The organism is Aliirhizobium sp. YIM B11859 (assembly GCF_057163345.1).
On the sequence record NZ_JBXHAY010000014.1, the window covers coordinates 39,591 to 57,973 of the forward strand.

Consider the following 18,383-nt stretch of genomic DNA (forward strand, 5'->3'; position numbering starts at 1 on the left):
CGTCGTGGGTCATGACCGTGACGCTTTTCCCTAACTAAGGTCAGCCAGGAAGATCTCGGCCTGCTTTCGTATCTCGTGGCGTGTGTCATCATTCATTCTGGCCCAGGTGGCGTAGGGCTGGGCGAGACGGCCGTTCGATTTCAGCTTTGTCTGATTGCGTGCAAGAAAATCCCAATACAAGGCGTTGAAGGGACAGGCATTCTCGCCGATGCGCTGCTTCGGATGATACCGGCACGAAGTGCAGTAGTCCGACATGCGGTCGATGTAATTGCCGCTCGCCGCATACGGCTTGGTCCCGAGAAAGCCGCCATCGGCAAACTGGCTCATGCCGATGACGTTTGGAAGCTCGACCCACTCATAGGCGTCGGCATAGACCTCGAGATACCATTGATGTACTGCCTTAGGATCGATGCCGGCAAGCAGCGCAAAGTTGCCGGTGATCATCAGCCGCTGGATGTGGTGCGCGTAGGCGTTTTCGATCGTTTCGGTGATGACGGTCGCCAGACAATTCATCCCAGTTTTGCCCGACCAGTAGAACGACGGAAGCGGCCGCGTGTTGTCGAAAAAGTTGCTATCGACATAGTCGGGTCCGGCAAGCCAGTAAATTCCGCGCATGTATTCTCGCCAGCCGATGATCTGGCGAATGAAGCCTTCGACAGCATTAAGCGGTGCGTTTCCTTCCAGATAGGCGCCCTCAGCGGCACGACAGACCGTGAGCGCGTCGAGAAGTCCGATGTTGATGTAAAACGAAAGGAGAGAGTGGTTGAGGTACGGATCGTCCCGCAACATCGCGTCCTGCGTCGCGCCGAAGTTCGGCAGAAACTCCACTATGAATTCTTGCAAGACCTGTTCAGCATCGGGCCGCCGGACGGCGAAGCCAAAATGTTCGAGAGTGCCGAAATTGTCCGGAAACAGGTAGGTGACGGTTTCGATCACCTTCTTGGTCGCCTCATCCGGCGGAAACATTGTGTGAGTCGGGCGGAACAGGTCCGGTTTGGCGGGTTGACGGTTCTCAGTGTCGAAATTCCATCGTCCGCCGACCGGCTCACCTCCGTTCATCAACAAGCCGGTCTTGCGGCGCACGTCGCGATAGAAATACTCCATCGTCAGCGCCTTTCGACGCCCGGCCCACGATTTGAATTCGTCGTGGGACACCAGGAAACGTCGATCCGCTCGGATATCAACGTCGATGTCGAATCGGGCAGCCCATGTCTCCATCTCCAGGCGGACGCGCCACTCAGCAGCCTCCGTCACGCAGATTGCCGAAGGACCGAGGTCGTCTACCGCTCGTTTCACCTCAGCGCTGAAGGAGCCAGCGTTATCGTCATCGTCGATAGGTGTGTAACGCACCCGATAGCCGTGGGCGCGCAACTCATCAGCGAAGTGACGCATAGCCGAGAAAACAAAGGCGATCTTCTTCTTGTGATGCCCGACATAGGTCGCCTCGGCCATCACCTCGCACATCAGGATTGTATCATGCTGCGCGTCAGCGCCTTCCAGCGACGAGATGTTTAAAGACAGCTGGTCGCCGAGGATGAGGATAACTTTTGACATCGTGCCTATTTACGCAACCGGGATGACATCGGATTTTCCGCGCTGTAAAACGATAGAGGAGCGACAACCTCAATCGTCGAGCAAGGCTGTGATCCGTGCGCGCGGAGCCAGCGCAATTGACACCGGCTTGTATGAAAGAGATTAGACCCTGGGCCTGTCGGGCACGCGTCGGCCAGCACCGGCACGAATTGGCCCGAAGCGATCTCGTCGGCGACGTCATGCTCGATATAGCCATGCCCTGCCTTGCACGCGCGCCACCGCGGGTAGATCGCCGTCGTCGTTAGAAACCAGAGGGCAAGTATTTGGATTTTGATCTCGCTGCCGTCCTTTTCGAACTCCAGTGGCAAAGGTCCACTCGAGGCGCCAGCCGGTAGCCGATACAGGCTTGGCGATCAAGATCGTGGGAGTGGTCGGCTTACGGGGATAAGCTAGAAACGCAGGATGTACCCACGACAACGGTGCACAAGTCCGAGCCGAGTTTAACCGCTATCATATCATGCGCGACTGTCTCACCCAGCCTGATGCCGACGTCGAAGCCCCCGGCGAAGGTATCCGTAAAGCCGTCATCGATATACTTCGACGCGCATGTCGGGATGTCTGCGTCCCGAGGAATCCCAGTCGAGCCGGTTTCCCGCACTGTTATTCCTAGGCTAAGGCACATCTAGGAGGTGTTACCGAAAGCAACGATGCTCGGAACCCGTGGGTTTGCCGACACGATCTGCTCTAGCGGGCTGGCGTTTCGATAAAGAATGCCTATTTAACACCCGCGACCGCAGTTTCGAGATTGGCGGCAATAACGGCAACGTTTTACGTAATGTCCCAAGGATCATGTTCTGACGGGAGTGTTGCCCTAAAGGAGAGCGACATGAGTCAGAATACAACGGGGATGTCCAGGGAGCGTCTTTATGCTTCCATCGTAGATAGCGCCATCGACTACGCCATCATATCCATGGACCGCAAAGGCCTTGTGATGACCTGGAACGAGGGTGCGCGTCGCGTTCTCGGTTGGCAGGAAAACGAGATGACCGGTAAGCCCGCCGACGTGTTCTTCACCGTGGAAGACCGGAAAGCCGACATACCGCAGAAGGAGATGTCGGCCGCCTTGGCAAAGGGGCGAGGCAACGATGAGCGCTGGCATCTGCGCAAGGACGGGACGCGGTTCTGGGCGTCAGGCGAAATGATGGCTCTTCGCGACGACGAAGGCGAGGTTCACGGCTTTATCAAAGTGCTGCGGGACCGAACTCAGCAGCGGTTGGACGAGGAGCGCCAACGCGCAGACAAAGAGTTCATGGAAAAGGTACTCTCCGCCTCTGACGATTGCATCAAAGTTCTCGATCTCGACGCCACTCTTACTTTTATGAGCGAAGGGGGCATGCGTGTGATGGAGATCGATGACTTCAATAAAGTCGCGGGCTGCCCTTGGCCCGATTTCTGGAAGCTGGAAGGCAACGTGGCCGCGAAAGCTGCGGTCGCCGCCGCGAGAAAGGGCGAGAGCGCCCGTTTCACCGGATATGCCGCGACATTCAAAGGCAGCGGCAAATGGTGGGATGTTCAGGTTTCGCCGATGTTCGGGGCCGATGGGATGCCGGAGCGTATCTTGTCGGTGTCGCGCGATATCACGGCGACCAAGACCGCCGAAGACACGCAGCGGATGCTGATGCAAGAACTGGCGCACCGAATGAAGAACAGCCTCGCGTTCATTCAGTCCATCGCCGTGCAGACATTGAGAAACGCCACGAGCCTACAGGATGCGGGCGCCAAACTGCAATCGCGCATCGGAGCATACGCCAAGGCGCACGACGTGCTGATGCAAAAAGACTGGGTCAGCGCTTCGCTTCGCGAGGTTGTTCAAACGACCGCCGCGAACGTCGGCATGGATGGAAGCGACCGCCTGCGCGTGTCGGGTCCGGAGGTTTCGCTGTCGCCGCAGGCGACGCTTTCGTTCGGTTTGGTCGTCCACGAACTGCTGACCAACGCCGTCAAGTACGGCTCGCTTTCCACGCCTGCCGGGCGTGTCGACATCTCCTGGAAAGTCGTCGAGCCTGACGGTATCGCGCAGCTCGTACTAACCTGGCAAGAGTCCGGCGGCCCGATCGTCGCGATTCCAGAGCGTACGGGGTTCGGATCAAAACTAGTAAAGGCTACCCTTGGTAGCCTCGGGTCGGTCGATCTGCGCTATGCGCCGACCGGTTTGCAAGTCGTGTTCACAGGTGCGTTGTCAGGGATCGAGATCGAACCGTCAAGCGCCTTGAACCACGCAGGCTGACGCTTGAGCTCGATCCAAAGACGACGAGCTACGAGCTGATGTTCCGCTTGAGGGGCGAGACCCTTCAAGCGAGAGATTTTAGGCGATTTTTACCAGACAAATGTATTGAACTGCCCGCAAACGATAAATTAGTGAACGTGAATGTAAAGTTCTGCGTGGCCTGTCATCGCACTTGATGGTCGCCGTCGCTCGAAAATGTTCACGTTCTTCGCTAATTCCAGGACTTAATGGAAAACACCCTTGGAGTGCCATGCAATGCAATCCCGGTCAGATGCTTCCGTAAGCCCAAAGGCTATGATCAAGCTGCTCGATTACGCATTCGAGCACGCGCCGATCGCGATCGCTGTCGTCGATAGTTCAGGTCGCATTCTCCGTGGTAATGCGCGCCTCATGTCGTTGTTCGGACTTACGGACGAAAGCTTGCCACAGGTTTCGGTGAAACAGATGACCCACCCGGAGGACCTTCTGAGAGATCTCGGTCTGGCGGCGGAGATTATCGAGGGAAAGCGTGACAGTTACACCGTTGAAAAACGTTACATCAGACCGGATGGTATCCTTATTCAGGCTAGAACAACGGTCATAGCAATGCTCGATCCGGACGGGGGCGGTTTTCGCTATGTTTCGCAGATCGAGGACATTTCTCGTGAGCTCCGCTCCGAGCAGGAACTTGCCGAGCGCGCGGCGCAGCTTGAGCTTGCTATGGAAGCGGTACAGGGCGGGTTCTGGCATATGGATGTGCCGCTGGAAAGGTTCGAGACGTCCGACCGCCTTGCTCGTTTCATCGGGGGAGAACGTGCCGGGCGGCTTGATCTGCAAACCTATGTCGAAAAAATCAATGTTGCTGACAGCGCGAGCGCCGACTTGACGCCTCTAGTTCAAGGAACGGTCGACCAATCCGTGGCCGAATATCGATTAATGACCGTCAACGGGGAGCGTTGGATGCGGTGTGACCGCCGGCTTTTGCGGGGCGAAGATGGTAGGCCAAAGCGCATCGTTGGCGTCGCAATCGATTTCACCGAGGAAAAACACCAGTTGCAAAGGTTGGCACAGAGCGCCGAAACGGACGCGCTGACTGGCCTTTTGAACCGACGAGGGCTTGCGAAGGGGTTTGCTGCGATGTCGGCACTCGACGGTTACGCCGTCATACTGGTGGATCTCGACGGGTTCAAAGGCATAAACGACACATATGGCCATGGGGTCGGTGACCTTGTCCTGGTTGAAACGTCGAGGCGGCTGACCGAGCTTATCCGCCAGAACGACCTCGTATGTCGAACTGGCGGAGACGAATTCGTGCTTGTCGTGGCGACGGATCTGGACGGTGCTGATGCTCTTTCCCGAAAGATCGTTAAGCGCGTCAGGGAAGCGATCACCATGTCAGTCGGAGAATTGTCGGTCCACGCGTCAGTCGGAGCGACCTTCAGTCGAGCGAAGCATCCCGATCTCACGGCGCTTTTGTCGGAAGCCGATCGTCAGCTTTATCGCGCCAAAAATGCTGGGAAAAATGCAAATTACATTTCCCAATTCGCGGAATAGCGGTTCGTCGACAAAAGTGCGCCGGCCGCCGGTGTCGAGGTGGACCGTTTCCGTTTTATAAACCATGCCGCTAATATGCATGAAACCAACGGCTTATTGTTACGTTTTGATACAGCGTCACGGGGGCATTCCCATGCATGTATCAGAGCAAAAGCTTCGTATCGATTACATCGATCTGCTTGAAATCATCAAATCCTATGAGCGTCTGCTCGACGCCAAGACGGGTCCGGATCGGCGGATCCTCGAACTCAATCTCATGTCTCACCGTATGCGTTTGCAGGATATCGAGACTTATTTGCTGGAGCGCTTCCCCCAGTCGAAACGGCGATCGGAGTCTGCGTGAAGTGTGCAGTTCATCTAGCTCAGTCGAACGTCCCCAAGGAACAATATACATTAGCGAACCTTATAACACATGGAAGCAAAAGAATTCGCAAATCTCAGTCGGCCCATTGCTCTTTTGGTCGATGATGAACCGCTGATCCTCATGGACACATCTGACATTCTGTCAGACGAGGGTTTTTCGATTATCGAGGCGCAAACCGCTGATCAGGCGCTCGAATTTCTTGATCGCCACTCGTCCCTGCAGTTGGTGTTCACCGACATACAGATGCCTGGCGATCTGAATGGGATCGACCTTGCTCGCACCATTGGTCAACGGTGGCCCAACATAAAGGTGATTATCGCCTCTGGAGCCGTCACGCCGCAGCCTGGTGACCTTCCCGTCAATGCGACATTTCTTTCGAAACCCATCTCTGCAGAGTTTGTTCACCGGGTCCTGAGGGACAGTTTCAGTTCGCCTTCTGCGTTATGATCGCTTCGCACGCTTCAGCCGATCTGCGGCGGGTGCCGCGGTTGCAAATCTTTATGCCCAGTGGCATTGAGAGACGTGTGAAATATCTGTGGCTCAATGATTGAAACTCAAAATTCTGACGATCGCCGATCGATGATCGTCCATTTGCAAGAGCTGGTAACACGTCGCCGATCGAACGCTTTTCGTTGGATGTTCGCGACGTTACTTTTCGTGCTTGCTTTGGTCGTGCGCCTCCTCATCAACGATGAGTTGCCGTCGGGATTTCCTTACCTGACATTTTTTCCAGCGGTCATCATCACGACATTGCTGTGCGGTCTTTGGCCAGGCATCGTCAGTGCACTGCTAGGCGGGCTGTCTGCGTGGTACTTTTTCATTGCCCCGGCTTACACATTCGAACTGACCCCCGGGTCTATTCTCGCTCTTCTCTTTTATGCTGCCATAGTTGGCGTCGACATCTTCATTATCCACACCATCACGGTCACTTCCGCCTCCTTGAGGACAGAGCGGCAGGCTTTGGCGGCGCTTGCCGAACGGAAACAGAACGAAAATGTCAAACTTCTGGAAAATGAAGCCTTTCAGAAAGAAATGAGCCACGAGCTCGCCCATCGCATGAAGAATCAGTTGGCGCTCGTCCAGGCGATCATCGCCCAGACGATGAGATCAGAGCAGGACGTTCGAGCAGTATCGAAGGTTCTAAGCGGTCGGATCGGTGCTCTGGCAAAAGCGCATGATATCCTCGTCAACGGTTTAAGCGGACAAGCCAGCGTTGCAGACATCGTGCGCAACTCGTTGGACCATTATGACCCTGCTCGCTTCACCAGTTCAGGCCCGGTCGTCGATATCTCCCCTCGATCCGCACTCTCGCTCTCGCTCGTCCTTCATGAGCTTGGCACGAATGCCGCGAAATATGGCTCTTTCTCGACAACCACCGGCTTCGTCGAAATCCGATGGAACGTCTCCAATGACCGAGAGCCCGTCTTTGAACTGATCTGGCAGGAGTCTGGCGGCCCGGAGGTGGTGAAGCCTGAAAAGCGCGGAGCCGGTTCCCGCCTGATCATGGCCGGGATCGGGACGGGAAGCCTTGTCACGATTGAACACAAGCCGTCCGGCCTACGTTGCAGGGTCGAGGCGCCGTTGAAACAGCTGAAGATGGACTCATAACAACTGGTTGCCTTCTTATTGAACGCAATTCCCGTCGTCCAACGCCTTGCAAAGATGGTTTGCCCGCTTCTTGCCGGTGGACGATTATAGGAAGCCGCCTATTTCCATCACAAATCAGGCTCGCCGCGGGCGAGCCTCCTTTCAGACTGCCCCGTCGTACAGCGTTGGGCAAACTTGGCGCTCGTAACGACTGGAGCAACGAATTGACGATATCGAACGCGGGGATTGTGGTGCTCATCGTTGAAGATGAGGCACTTATTCGTATGGACGTGGCGGACTATATCTCCGGGCCAAACGTCACCACCCTGGAAGCCGCGAATGCCGATGAGGCCTTGCGGATCCTCTTGGAACGCACCGATGTGGATGTCATTTTCACAGACGTCAACATGCCAGGCTCGATGGATGGGCTGCAGCTTGCCGAGCGTGTGAGAGAACTCAGGTCCGAGATCGGCATCATCATCGCCTCTGGCATGGTGCGTGTTTCTCGATCTGGATTACCGAGCAACGCCGTCTTTTACGAGAAGCCCTACGATCTTGAAGCGGTCTCTGCCTCGATCAGAAAGCTGGCTCACGCGGTATGACGCTTAAACCCTGACCTTCGGCCTTGATCGATCGAATGAAACATTCTTAACGATTATCAGTTCTTTAGTGGTGTCTGCCAGACAGATGCGATTCAGCGGGGAGGGAGCCGCTTAAGGATATGGGTCGAGTGAATGTTTGAGAGGAAGCTTTCGAAGCGCCGGCAAAAAAACCATAGTGCCGCACGCCTCGCAGCAATCGTCGATTCATCCTTCGACGCCATTATCAGCAACGATCTCACCGGGACAATTGCCAGTTGGAACAAGGCGGCGGAGCGTCTATTCGGACTGTCTGCCGATGAGGCCATTGGTCAACCGATCTATATCATTATCCCCGAAGACCGCCACGATGAGGAAGTCGACATCGTCCGGCGACTGAAGCTCGGAGAAAAGATCGAGACATTTGAAACCGTGCGAAAAAAGAGTACCGGTGAACTCATTCAGGTTTCGATCACCGTGTCCCCGATCTCTGACAAGCGCGGAAAGATCGTCGGAGCTTCTAAGATCGCCAGAGACCTTTCCGAGGCCAAGGAGAACGAGCGCCGACTGCGTCTGCTGATGCGCGAGATCAATCACCGGGTTAAAAACCAGTATGCCGTGATCCTGTCGGTAATTTCTCAAACCGCGGCTCGGAGCCATGACATTCAGGGGTTTGAGCGACGTGTGCGAGAGCGCATCATGGGCCTGTCACATTCCCATGATCTTCTCTCCTCTGTGGACTGGGCGGGTGTTGAGTTGCGGTCTCTGGTTTCCCATCAGGTGAAGCCGTTTAATGGAGCCGGCGAGTTTTCGCTGTCAGGGCCAGACATGCTTCTCGACGCCAATGCGGTGCTGAACGTTGGGATGGCGCTTCACGAGCTGATCATGAACCGTGTTCAGTTTGCAGATCTCGATCGATCAAGCGTCGATGTGACCTGGGAAGCCCGTCAGGGCGACACAGCGGACGAGCCGATATTCCACTTTATCTGGAAAGAAACAGCGATACGAAATCCTGACCTTCTGTCACACGGCAATGGCTTCGGCTCGCTAGTCCTAAAGCGGATCGTAGCCTCTGCCCTCGGAGGTGTCAGCGAGTGGAAGGTCAATGATGACGTCTTGATTTGGACGTTGGCAGCTCCGTTGTCGAAAGTGAAGGTCAGGACCGCCTGAGCTAATCTTAAAGGACATACGAGGCTTTAACCGATCCAGAGCTAGTAGTGTGACACAGATTGACACAGGCGAAAAACTGTGGGACGAGCATCCATGGCCAAACGTCTCACGCGCAATTTTTCGCTGACCCCTGAACTTGAGGGTTTCATCTCCGACTGCCTGACCTCCGGCGACTACGGTAACGCTAGCGAGGTCGTCCGATCGGGGCTGCGGCTGCTGCGTGACGGGGTCAAACCGGCGGCGATGCTGGCGCAGGCCTGGCCGATCGGCGGCGGAGAATGCGGCAAGATCATTCGGGAAAAGGACTGGGCGGCCACCGCACTCGGCGCTATGAGCACCTGGTCGGTCGAGTTGCGCACCACCGTCGCCAACATCGTCAATTCGCCGGTCGCGAAGGTGCTGATGTGGGGGCCGGCTCACGTGATGCTCTACAACGACACCTATGCCCGGATCGTGTCGGACAAGCATTCCGCTGCGCTCGGCAGCAATGTCGCGGAAATCTGGCCGGAAATCTGGGACTGGAACCGTGAGATGATCGAGGCCGGTCTTCGCGGCGAGCTTCGTTCCTACCATGATCAGAGAATGACACTGATGCGGGATGGTCTGCCTCAGGAATTTATCTTCGATCTTTTCTACACGCCCGTTTACGAAGCAGACGGCAAGATCGGCGGCGTGATGTGCACGGTCGTTGATAACAGCGACCGTGTCGCCATGGAAAAGCGACTTGGCGACAGCGAAGCTGATCTCCGCCGTGTCACTGATGCGGTGCCTATGCTGATCTCCTATGTCGATCGAAACCACGTCTATCGGTTTGCCAACGGTGCCTACGAGGAATGGTTCGGCGCAAAGCCAGAGGAAATGATCGGGAAGCCTGTCATCGATGTCGTTGGCAAGGCCGCTTACGAAGATCGCCGCGCAGACATCGACAGAGCGCTTGCCGGTGAGACTGTCACGGCCGAGACGGACATGCCGAAGCGGGGGGATTCACCCCGTCGCCTCGAAATCCGCTATGTCCCGCACGTCGAACCAGACGGGTCCGTGCCGGGTGTTTACATTCTCGGTATCGATATCGAAGAACGAGCGGTTCGCGAAGCCGAGCTCGAAATCAGCAACGCTCGCTTCCATACTGCGATGAACGCCGTACACGGCGTTCTCTGGACCAATAGCGCCAACGGCCGCATGGTCGGAGAACAGCCTGGCTGGGCAGCGTTGACCGGTCAGACATTCGATCAGTATCAGGGCTTCGGGTGGGCGGAGGCCGTGCATCCCGACGACATGGATGCCTCGGTCGCAACCTGGAATGCCGCTGTCGAAGCCAGGTCGATGTATGTCCACGAGCATCGTGTCCGTCGGCATGATGGGGCCTGGCGCCAGTTCGCTATCCGTGCGCTTCCGATCATCGGCTCGAAGGACAATATTGTCGAATGGGTGGGTGTCCATACGGATATCACCCATCAGCGCGCGGCAGAGGCAGCGCTGCGCGAACAGGCGGAAGCTCTCTCTCGGCAGGTCCGTCATCGCGAACGCGCCGAAGATCAACTGAAACAGCTCAACGAGAATCTTGAGGTGCGGGTTATCTCGGAAATCGCCGAGCGTCGCCAGGCCGAGACCAAGCTGGCCCAAGCCCAGAAGATGGAAACCGTTGGCAAGCTGACCGGCGGGGTGGCGCACGACTTCAACAACTTGCTTCAGGTGGTGTCCGGCAATCTCCAGCTTCTGTCAAAGGAGGTCGCAGGCAACCAGCGGGCTGAAGCAAAGATTGCCAACGCCATGGCCGGTGTATCGCGCGGTTCCAAGCTCGCCAGCCAACTGCTCGCTTTCGGCCGGCGCCAGGCGCTCGAGCCCAAGGTTGTCAACATCAGCCGCTTTGTTCGTGACATGGACGATATGATCCGCCGGGCAATTGGCGAGGCGATCGAGGTCGAAACCGTCGTCGGCGGAGGGCTGTGGAATACGTTCATCGACCCGACGCAGATCGAGAACGCGTTGCTGAACCTCGCCATCAACGCACGCGACGCGATGGAAGGGCAGGGCAAGCTGACGATCGAACTGTCGAATGCGCATCTCGATGACGCCTACGCCCGCACACATGACGAAGTGACTGCAGGTCAGTACGTCATGATGGCCGTCACCGATACGGGTTCCGGCATGGCCCCAGAGATCATCGAGAAGGTGTTCGAGCCTTTCTTCTCCACCAAGGCTGAAGGCAAGGGTTCGGGTCTGGGTCTGTCGATGGTCTACGGCTTCGTGAAACAGTCCGGTGGCCACGTTAAAATCTATTCGGAAGTCGGCCATGGTACGACGATCAAGCTCTACCTTCCGCGTGCAATCGAGGCGGAAGACGTCGAAGTTGTCGTCGATAACGGCCCGATCGTCGGCGGCACGGAAACCGTGCTCGTCGTTGAGGACGACGCGGAAGTCCGGGAAACGGTCATCGCGCTACTGACCGATCTTGGATACCGCACGCTGAAAGCCGTTGATGCAGGGAGTGCGCTGACGGTGATCGATAGTGGGATCCCGATCGACATCCTGTTCACCGATGTCGTGATGCCGGGCACGCTGAAAAGCCCGGAACTCGCCCGTAAGGCGAAAGAGCGGCTGCCGAATATCGCAGTACTATTCACGTCCGGTTACACAGAAAACTCGATTGTCCACGGCGGCAAGCTTGATGCCGGCGTCGAACTCTTGTCGAAGCCTTACACGCGGGAGGCTTTGGCTCGCAAGTTCAGGCATGTCCTTGCCAACCAGTCGCAGCGGTCGAATGTAAAAAACAAGCGTTCTTCGGCCGAGCCTTCGGAGAAGGTAGTCGAGAATAATACGGCGACCGAAACCTTGGCGTCAAATATACATAAAGTCGGACGTCAGACTGTGCTGCTGGTCGAGGACGATGCGCTCATCCGCATGAACACCGCTGAGATGCTGCAAGATGCCGGATTGATCGTCGTGGAAGCGGGCAGTGCCGAGGAGGCCAAAGCTGCGCTCCAGACGATGGCTGTCGATGTTCTTGTGACCGACCTCAACCTGCCCGGCGCCTCCGGTTCGGAACTTGCTGCCGAAGCGAGGGCGCTCCGGCCGTCAACGCTGATTGTCTATGCCACAGGCGATCCGACCTCGGTTCGAAACGAGACAGACGCAATTGTCGTGTCAAAACCTTACGACGCGTCGAAACTCGCCAACGCTATTGCGGGCGCTGGGACAGGTGAGCCTATGGAGGCGAAAGTTGCCCGTAGCGAGAAGAACGGCGAGGAGGAAGAGGTCTAGCCGATCCGATTGGAAAACGATTTTAATTGAAACGATGCCCAGGGCGATGCAATCGCCATTTGAAAAGAGGGAAAAGGGTTTGCATGAGCGCGCGTGAAAAAGCGAAACTGGGTGTCGTTGGTCTCGATGACGTGTTAGGGGGCGGTTTAACAAAAGAGAATGTTTTTCTGCTCGAGGGCAATCCGGGAACTGGCAAAACGACGATTGCATTGCAGTTTTTGATCGAGGGCGACAAACTCGGAGAACAATGCCTCTATATTACCCTCTCCGAGACCGAACAGGAGCTGAGGGAAGGAGCCCGGTCGCACGGCATGGTGCTTGGCGACCATATCAAAGTGTTCGAACTAGTACCGCCGGAAAGCCTGCTTGATGCCGATCATCAACAGAGCCTGCTCTATTCGTCAGACCTGGAGCTTGGAGAAACCACGAAACTGATCTTTGAGGCGTTCGAACGCGTGAAGCCTAAGCGCGTCGTCCTCGATAGCCTCTCGGAAATACGCCTGCTTGCCCAAAGCTCATTGCGATATCGCAGACAGATACTCGCACTGAAGCACTATTTTGCTCGACAGGGGACGACAGTTCTGCTTCTCGACGACCTGACTGCCGATGTTCTCGATAAGACTGTTCACAGCGTCGTCCATGGCGTCATTCATCTGGAGGAGCTGGCACCAGAGTACGGTGCCGAGCGTCGCCGCCTCCGCATTGTCAAGTATCGTGGCCAGTCCTACCGCGGCGGATATCACGACTTCAAGATCGAGACGGGCGGCGTTGCGGTGTACCCGCGGCTGCGCGCCGGCGAACACCACACGTCCTACGACCGTGTCCAGGCCAAGAGCGGGATTGCCAAACTCGACGCTCTTCTGGGCGGGGGCATTGAGCAGGGCTCCAGCACACTCGTCCTCGGCCCTGCCGGGACGGGAAAAACGACATTCACATCACAGTTTGTTGCGGCGGCCGTCGAACGTGGAGAAAAGGCGGCAGTCTTTGTGTTCGACGAAGAGCTCGGTCTGTTCTTTAACCGGATGCGCGGCATCGGCATCGACATCGAGGCCATGCGTGACAGCGGCATGGTGCACATCGAGCAGCTCGATGCGGCTGAATTGTCGCCGGGCGAATTCGCCCATCGCGTCCGCGCACGCGCTGATGAAGCGCAGGCGAAGATCATCGTTATCGACAGCATCAACGGGTACCAGGCGAGCATGCCTCAGGAAAACCAGTTGATCCTGCACATCCATGAGCTCCTTCAATATCTGAACCGGCAGGGCGCCAACACTTTCCTGACCGTCGCTCAGCATGGGTTGGTCGGAGACATGAAGTCGCCTATCGATTTGACCTATCTGGCCGATACCGTCGTCCTGTTGCGGTACTTCGAAGCCACTGGGCAGGTACGGCGTGCCGTATCGATCGTCAAGAAGCGGACTGGATCGCACGAATCGACGATCAGAGAATATGAAATCGGCAAGGGGGGCCTGACGCTCGGAGCACCTCTGACAGGATTTCAGGGTGTCCTACGGGGCGTCCCATCTTTTGTCGGCGATCAGAGCCTGATGCTGGATGGCGGGAGCGACGACAATTCCTGACCGTGATAGCGTAGCCCTTGTCTTTGCGCCCAACGGCCGCGACGGCGCGGTGGCGGCCGCGCTGCTGTCCGAGTGTGGTATCGCGTCAGAGCCTATCTCGAGCACTGCCGAGTTGGCGGACAGCCTCGGCGACCGTGTGCTGTTCGTGATCGTCGTCGAAGAGGCACTTAGATCCAGTAATCTCCAGGCTGTTAACGCCTGGGTCCAATCCCAACCGAGCTGGTCTGATCTGCCCTTTATTGTTCTGACCCACAAGGGCGCGGGCCCGGAGCGCAATCCCGCGGCGGCACGGGTTGCCGAAACACTTGGAAACGTCTCGTTTATCGAGCGCCCGTTTCATCCGACCACATTTGTAAGCGTCGTTGACAGCGCGCGCAAAAACCGGCGCCGGCAATTTGAGGCCCGCAACAGGATCGCTGAGCTCGCTGAAGGGGCACTGAGCCTCCAGACTGCGCTGTTGGCCGGCCGTCTTGGGACGTGGTCGATCGACCTGCAAGACTGGACACTTAGGTCGTCAGGTGAGTTTCGGCAAATATTCGGCCGAAAATCAGTTGAAGACCTATCCTACGGCGATTTGGTCGCGTCGATCCACCCAGACGATCGCCAGCCGATGCATGATGGTGTCGCGCACACCGTCAGCAGCGGCGAGGATTATGTGATCGAATATCGAACAATCTGGCCCGATCAGAGCCAACATTGGGCGGAGTTGCGTGGTCGTTTGGTCAAGGATGAGAAGGGGCGCGCCATGAAGCTGACCGGCGTCGCCTCGGACGTCACATCCCGAAAACATGCCGAAGCCTCCTTGCGCTCGATGAACGAAACACTCGAGCGCCGTGTTGAAGAACGGACGGAAGCGCTTCGTAGTGAAAGCGCGCAACGCGAGAGCGCCGAAGCGAAGCTACGGCAGTCGCAGAAGCTGGAAGCGATCGGTCAATTGACCGGTGGCGTCGCGCACGACTTCAACAACCTGCTGATGGCTGTTCTCGGCAACCTCGATCTTCTGCGAAAGCATCTCCTCAACGACCCGAAAGCTACGAGGTTGATCGACGGTGCGCTACAAGGCGCTCGGCGTGGCGCCTCGCTGACCCAGCGCTTGCTTGCCTTCGCGCGGCGGCAGGACCTGGCGGTTGAGCCCACTGATCTCGCTAAGCTTGTCGACGACATGCAGGAGCTACTGCTACGCTCTGTCGGGTCTAGCGTTCCTATCACGACGGAGATCGTGGCAGAGCTACCGCTGGTGCTTGTCGACGGCAACCAGGTCGAACTGGCTCTCTTGAACCTTGTGGTCAATGCGCGTGATGCAATGCCTAACGGAGGTTCAATCACAATCAGTGTGCGGCATGAGTCAGACATCATTCCGGCCGAAGGGATGACTCGCGGTGCCTATCTGTGCCTCAGCGTCCGCGACACCGGAACAGGGATGGATAGCGTGACCTTGGCAAAAGCCGTCGATCCCTTCTTTTCCACGAAGGAACTTGGGAAAGGCACTGGCCTGGGCCTGTCGATGATCCACGGACTTGCGGTGCAGCTGGACGGTGCACTTAAGCTCTCCAGTGAAGTCGGGGTGGGAACATTGGCAGAGCTGTGGTTGCCTGTGACGGGTGAGGCGCTCCGTAGCGCTGATGAGCTAGTAAATATTGAGGTAAAAATGATAGGCCCAGCGACAATCCTATTGGTCGACGATGATGCCCTCATTGCCATGAGTTCTGTCGATATGCTCGAGGATCTCGGCCATCGTGTGTTCGAGGCGAACTCCGGCAAGCAGGCGCTCGAGATGCTGGCCACCGAACCAAGTATTGAGCTTGTCATCACCGATTTTTCCATGCCGGGCATGAATGGCGCAGAACTGGCTAAAGCTGCGCGAGTTATGAGGCCCGAACTGCCGGTTTTGGTTGCGACCGGCTATGCCGATCTGCCGCCAGGCACAGGCATGGATCTTCCGCGTCTCGGGAAACCCTATACGCAGGAACAGCTTGATCAGGAGATCAGAAAAATACTGAAGTAACTTTTTCCACGAAATGGCAACCTGATGCACGCGCGGCCCTTTACGGCCGTCATTGCGACGTCGCCGTATCGAGTTGTGCGGTAAAACGGTAGACCACACCGTCAGGATTGTAGTCTACCGATACTCCGCTTCCTTCGCCGCCACAAAGGCCCATCGATATCAGCCGTGTGCCAAATCCCTTACGGGTCGGTTGCCAAACAGCGGGTCCGCCGCTCTCTCTCCACTCAACGATAAGCTTGTCCAGCGAGGGTTCGCTGCGGTCGATCTCGGAGGTCACCACGACGGCTCCTGCGCCAACTGACAGGGCGCCGTATTTAACCGCGTTGGTCGCGAGCTCGTGCACGATGAGCGCGAACGACAACGCCGTCTTTGGACCAAGTGAAACGTCCTGCCCCAGCACTTCGATCTGACCAACGTTGTCATGAGGTTCAGACACGGCACGGATGATCGCTTTAAGCGATGCCGAGTCCGTGTGACCGGACAAAAGGAGCTCATGCGCGCCCGCGAGCGTCTGTATGCGCGACAGCAGGACAGCGCGCGCCGCATCCACATCGGTAGCCGCTCTCAGCGTTTGCGTGATGATGGAGGACACGACGGCCAGTGTATTTTTGAGCCGGTGCGACATTTCCTGATTGAGGAGTATGCCCTGCTGTTCTGCGGCGACTCGTTGTGATAAGTCCCGAGCGGCGCCGATCAAGCGCCTGATGACCTGATCTTCGTCGCGCATTGCCCGGGCGTTGACCAGCACATGGCGCTCTACGCCATCCTCAATGCCGATTACTCGGTATTGGAGTGTGAGAAACTCAGCTCGACCCTCCGCAAGTCCAGCGAGTTCAAACTCTACATTGGCCCTGTCCTCGACATGGATGGCGTTGAACGCACCCTCCATGTCGACGGGATGTCCATCGAAAACGCCGTTGAGCATCTTCATACGGTCGTCGAGGGTGAGTGTCGACGTTTCAAGGTCAAGGTCCCAAAGGCCGACCTCGCCTGTCTCCGTCGCGACCCTGCGGCGCTCCTCATCGTCCATTCGATCCCGCTCTTCGTCTTTGCGATCGGTGACGTCAAGCGAGACGCCGGACATGGAAATTGGTTGTCCCTCATGACTGTAGGTGACCTTCGCCGTGATTTCGATCCACCGGCGGCTACCATCAGGGCAGTTGATCCGATACTCGATCTGTAGCTCGCTGTTCGTTGAAAGGCAGCTGGCGACGGTTTCTTTCCACCGGGCCAAATCCGCTGGTTAAATGCTGTTTTGCAAATCCAGATAAGAGAAGGCGTCGTCGGGCTTTCGGCCGAAATTGCGCTTGCAACCTTCCGATACAAGCAATTCTCCGCTAACGAGATCAAGCGTCCAGACACCGATACGAGCGGAATTGAGTAATTCCTTGAGGGCAGCGTCGCCAGGCCAGAACGTTTTGCCGTCAACCACTGCTAAATCCTAACCCTCGACACGATACCAAACCTCCCCGCCATTCAAAGCCTCATTTTCCGTCTCTTTCAAGTCTCGTTTGAATGGGCAAGTGGCCGGATGAGGGCGGCTTAAAAGAGGCAAGCTAGAATAGCTTAGCATCTAAGCTCGCGTTCAAGGTGAATAACGAGCGCGCGAGAATAATTCTTCAGTCAGCCTGCTCTCGACGATAAGTTTTTGCGCGCAGTGCTATCGGATGTCTGTACATCTACCTGGAAACGCAAATTGACAGCGCGGAACTTACGAACGTTCGAAGGCAGATGACTACGGGTCACCGGTCCGAATCCCTTCAAGAGCGTCCCAGTCACATTCTACCAAGCTGACCACCAGCGCACCGCTCGTCTCTTTTCGAGGAACCGAACCGGAGCTTAACAAATGGCGAGCGAATCAGGAAGGATCATCGGGCCAAGTTGCGGAAAGATAGCCTTTTGCCAATTTGCCGCTCTCTATTAAATCTAACGCCCGCACTCTACTATGGCGGTTTTCGCCCATTCCTAAACCTGAAGATGGATACGTGAGGACGTAGAGCTCGCATCAGACACCACGTTAAAATGTGTTGAAATATCATATTTTTGCAATTAGAGATATATATGCCCCCGCTGAGGGCATATCGGAGGGTGGCCGATGCTGGAGACTACGAACGCATATGGAATAACAAGTCTCGCGGACGACAGAAGACGTCTCGTCTTCCAGAAAATGATCGAGGAGGTGCTTATGGCTTACCGTGACGCTCCCTATGATTCTCGCCTTCGCTGGGCTTCAGCTGCTCGCATGCTTGTGGATATTCTCGGAAAATTCAGAGATGTGCCAGTGGATTTCGACCAATGTTCGATGCGCCAGGCAATCGATCTTGCCTGCGAGTTTCTCACTCAGGTTAAGGCCCCTCACTTTAGCAGCGTCAAAGACACGTTCCATTGATTTAAGAACGACTTGAGGCGTCCACGACAGCCTGAATACGCGATTAGCCAAGCCTAATAAGTACGAAAACCTAAGACGCCCAAAGGCTCAAGCCAG

At 56.5% G+C, this 18,383-nt stretch carries 14 protein-coding genes and 1 pseudogene; 11 read left to right on the forward strand and 4 right to left on the reverse strand.

Going from position 1 to position 18,383, the window contains the following annotated elements:
• Nucleotides 1–30: 30 nt before the first annotated feature.
• Nucleotides 31–1,554, reverse strand: coding sequence for a (6-4)DNA photolyase (phrB, locus tag AC2GXZ_RS29665; RefSeq protein WP_483762856.1), 1,524 nt, complete (start codon nucleotides 1,552–1,554; stop codon nucleotides 31–33).
• Between the two features lie 865 nt (nucleotides 1,555–2,419).
• On the opposite strand from phrB, the gene AC2GXZ_RS29670 reads away from it, so the two are divergent.
• The 10 genes from AC2GXZ_RS29670 to AC2GXZ_RS29715 all read left to right on the forward strand — a co-directional run bounded on the left by AC2GXZ_RS29670 (nucleotide 2,420) and on the right by AC2GXZ_RS29715 (nucleotide 15,898).
• Nucleotides 2,420–3,820: a sensor histidine kinase gene (locus tag AC2GXZ_RS29670; RefSeq protein ID WP_483762857.1), complete on the forward strand. Its 1,401-nt coding sequence runs from the start codon at nucleotides 2,420–2,422 to the stop codon at nucleotides 3,818–3,820.
• A 294-nt stretch (nucleotides 3,821–4,114) separates the two neighbouring features.
• Nucleotides 4,115–5,353: a diguanylate cyclase gene (locus AC2GXZ_RS29675; protein ID WP_483762858.1), complete on the forward strand. Its 1,239-nt coding sequence runs from the start codon at nucleotides 4,115–4,117 to the stop codon at nucleotides 5,351–5,353.
• Between the two features lie 133 nt (nucleotides 5,354–5,486).
• Nucleotides 5,487–5,696: a hypothetical protein gene (locus AC2GXZ_RS29680; RefSeq protein ID WP_483762859.1), complete on the forward strand. Its 210-nt coding sequence runs from the start codon at nucleotides 5,487–5,489 to the stop codon at nucleotides 5,694–5,696.
• Nucleotides 5,697–5,765: 69 nt separating this feature from the next.
• Nucleotides 5,766–6,164, forward strand: a complete 399-nt coding sequence (locus tag AC2GXZ_RS29685) for a response regulator (RefSeq protein WP_483762860.1) — start codon at nucleotides 5,766–5,768, stop codon at nucleotides 6,162–6,164.
• Nucleotides 6,165–6,296: 132 nt separating this feature from the next.
• Nucleotides 6,297–7,325, forward strand: coding sequence for an HWE histidine kinase domain-containing protein (locus AC2GXZ_RS29690; RefSeq protein ID WP_483762861.1), 1,029 nt, complete (start codon nucleotides 6,297–6,299; stop codon nucleotides 7,323–7,325).
• 203 nt (nucleotides 7,326–7,528) lie between these two features.
• Nucleotides 7,529–7,906 (forward strand): response regulator transcription factor, encoded by a 378-nt coding sequence (locus AC2GXZ_RS29695; protein ID WP_483762862.1) that lies wholly within the window; start codon nucleotides 7,529–7,531, stop codon nucleotides 7,904–7,906.
• Between the two features lie 132 nt (nucleotides 7,907–8,038).
• Complete coding sequence (locus AC2GXZ_RS29700; protein WP_483762863.1) at nucleotides 8,039–9,052, forward strand: sensor histidine kinase; 1,014 nt, start codon at nucleotides 8,039–8,041, stop codon at nucleotides 9,050–9,052.
• Nucleotides 9,053–9,145: 93 nt separating this feature from the next.
• Nucleotides 9,146–12,313 carry a type II toxin-antitoxin system ParD family antitoxin gene (locus AC2GXZ_RS29705; protein ID WP_483762864.1) on the forward strand — a complete coding sequence of 1,056 codons (3,168 nt, stop codon included), beginning with the start codon at nucleotides 9,146–9,148 and terminating at the stop codon, nucleotides 12,311–12,313.
• Nucleotides 12,314–12,396: 83 nt separating this feature from the next.
• Complete coding sequence (locus AC2GXZ_RS29710; RefSeq protein WP_483762865.1) at nucleotides 12,397–13,893, forward strand: ATPase domain-containing protein; 1,497 nt, start codon at nucleotides 12,397–12,399, stop codon at nucleotides 13,891–13,893.
• Nucleotides 13,868–15,898: an ATP-binding protein gene (locus AC2GXZ_RS29715; RefSeq protein WP_483762866.1), complete on the forward strand. Its 2,031-nt coding sequence runs from the start codon at nucleotides 13,868–13,870 to the stop codon at nucleotides 15,896–15,898. Before AC2GXZ_RS29710 ends, AC2GXZ_RS29715 begins: the two co-directional genes overlap by 26 nt.
• A gap of 49 nt (nucleotides 15,899–15,947) precedes the next feature.
• On the opposite strand, the gene AC2GXZ_RS29720 is transcribed toward AC2GXZ_RS29715, so the two are convergent.
• The 3 genes and pseudogenes from AC2GXZ_RS29720 to AC2GXZ_RS29730 all read right to left on the reverse strand — a co-directional run bounded on the left by AC2GXZ_RS29720 (nucleotide 15,948) and on the right by AC2GXZ_RS29730 (nucleotide 17,330).
• Nucleotides 15,948–16,982 (reverse strand): sensor histidine kinase, encoded by a 1,035-nt coding sequence (locus AC2GXZ_RS29720; RefSeq protein ID WP_483762884.1) that lies wholly within the window; start codon nucleotides 16,980–16,982, stop codon nucleotides 15,948–15,950.
• Nucleotides 16,983–17,132: pseudogene (locus tag AC2GXZ_RS29725) on the reverse strand (PAS domain-containing protein); the annotation flags it as partial.
• Nucleotides 17,133–17,141: 9 nt separating this feature from the next.
• Nucleotides 17,142–17,330: a hypothetical protein gene (locus AC2GXZ_RS29730; RefSeq protein ID WP_483762867.1), complete on the reverse strand. Its 189-nt coding sequence runs from the start codon at nucleotides 17,328–17,330 to the stop codon at nucleotides 17,142–17,144.
• 753 nt (nucleotides 17,331–18,083) lie between these two features.
• Here AC2GXZ_RS29730 and AC2GXZ_RS29735 point away from each other — a divergent pair.
• Nucleotides 18,084–18,287 (forward strand): hypothetical protein, encoded by a 204-nt coding sequence (locus AC2GXZ_RS29735; RefSeq protein ID WP_483762868.1) that lies wholly within the window; start codon nucleotides 18,084–18,086, stop codon nucleotides 18,285–18,287.
• The last annotated feature ends 96 nt before the right edge of the window (nucleotides 18,288–18,383 follow it).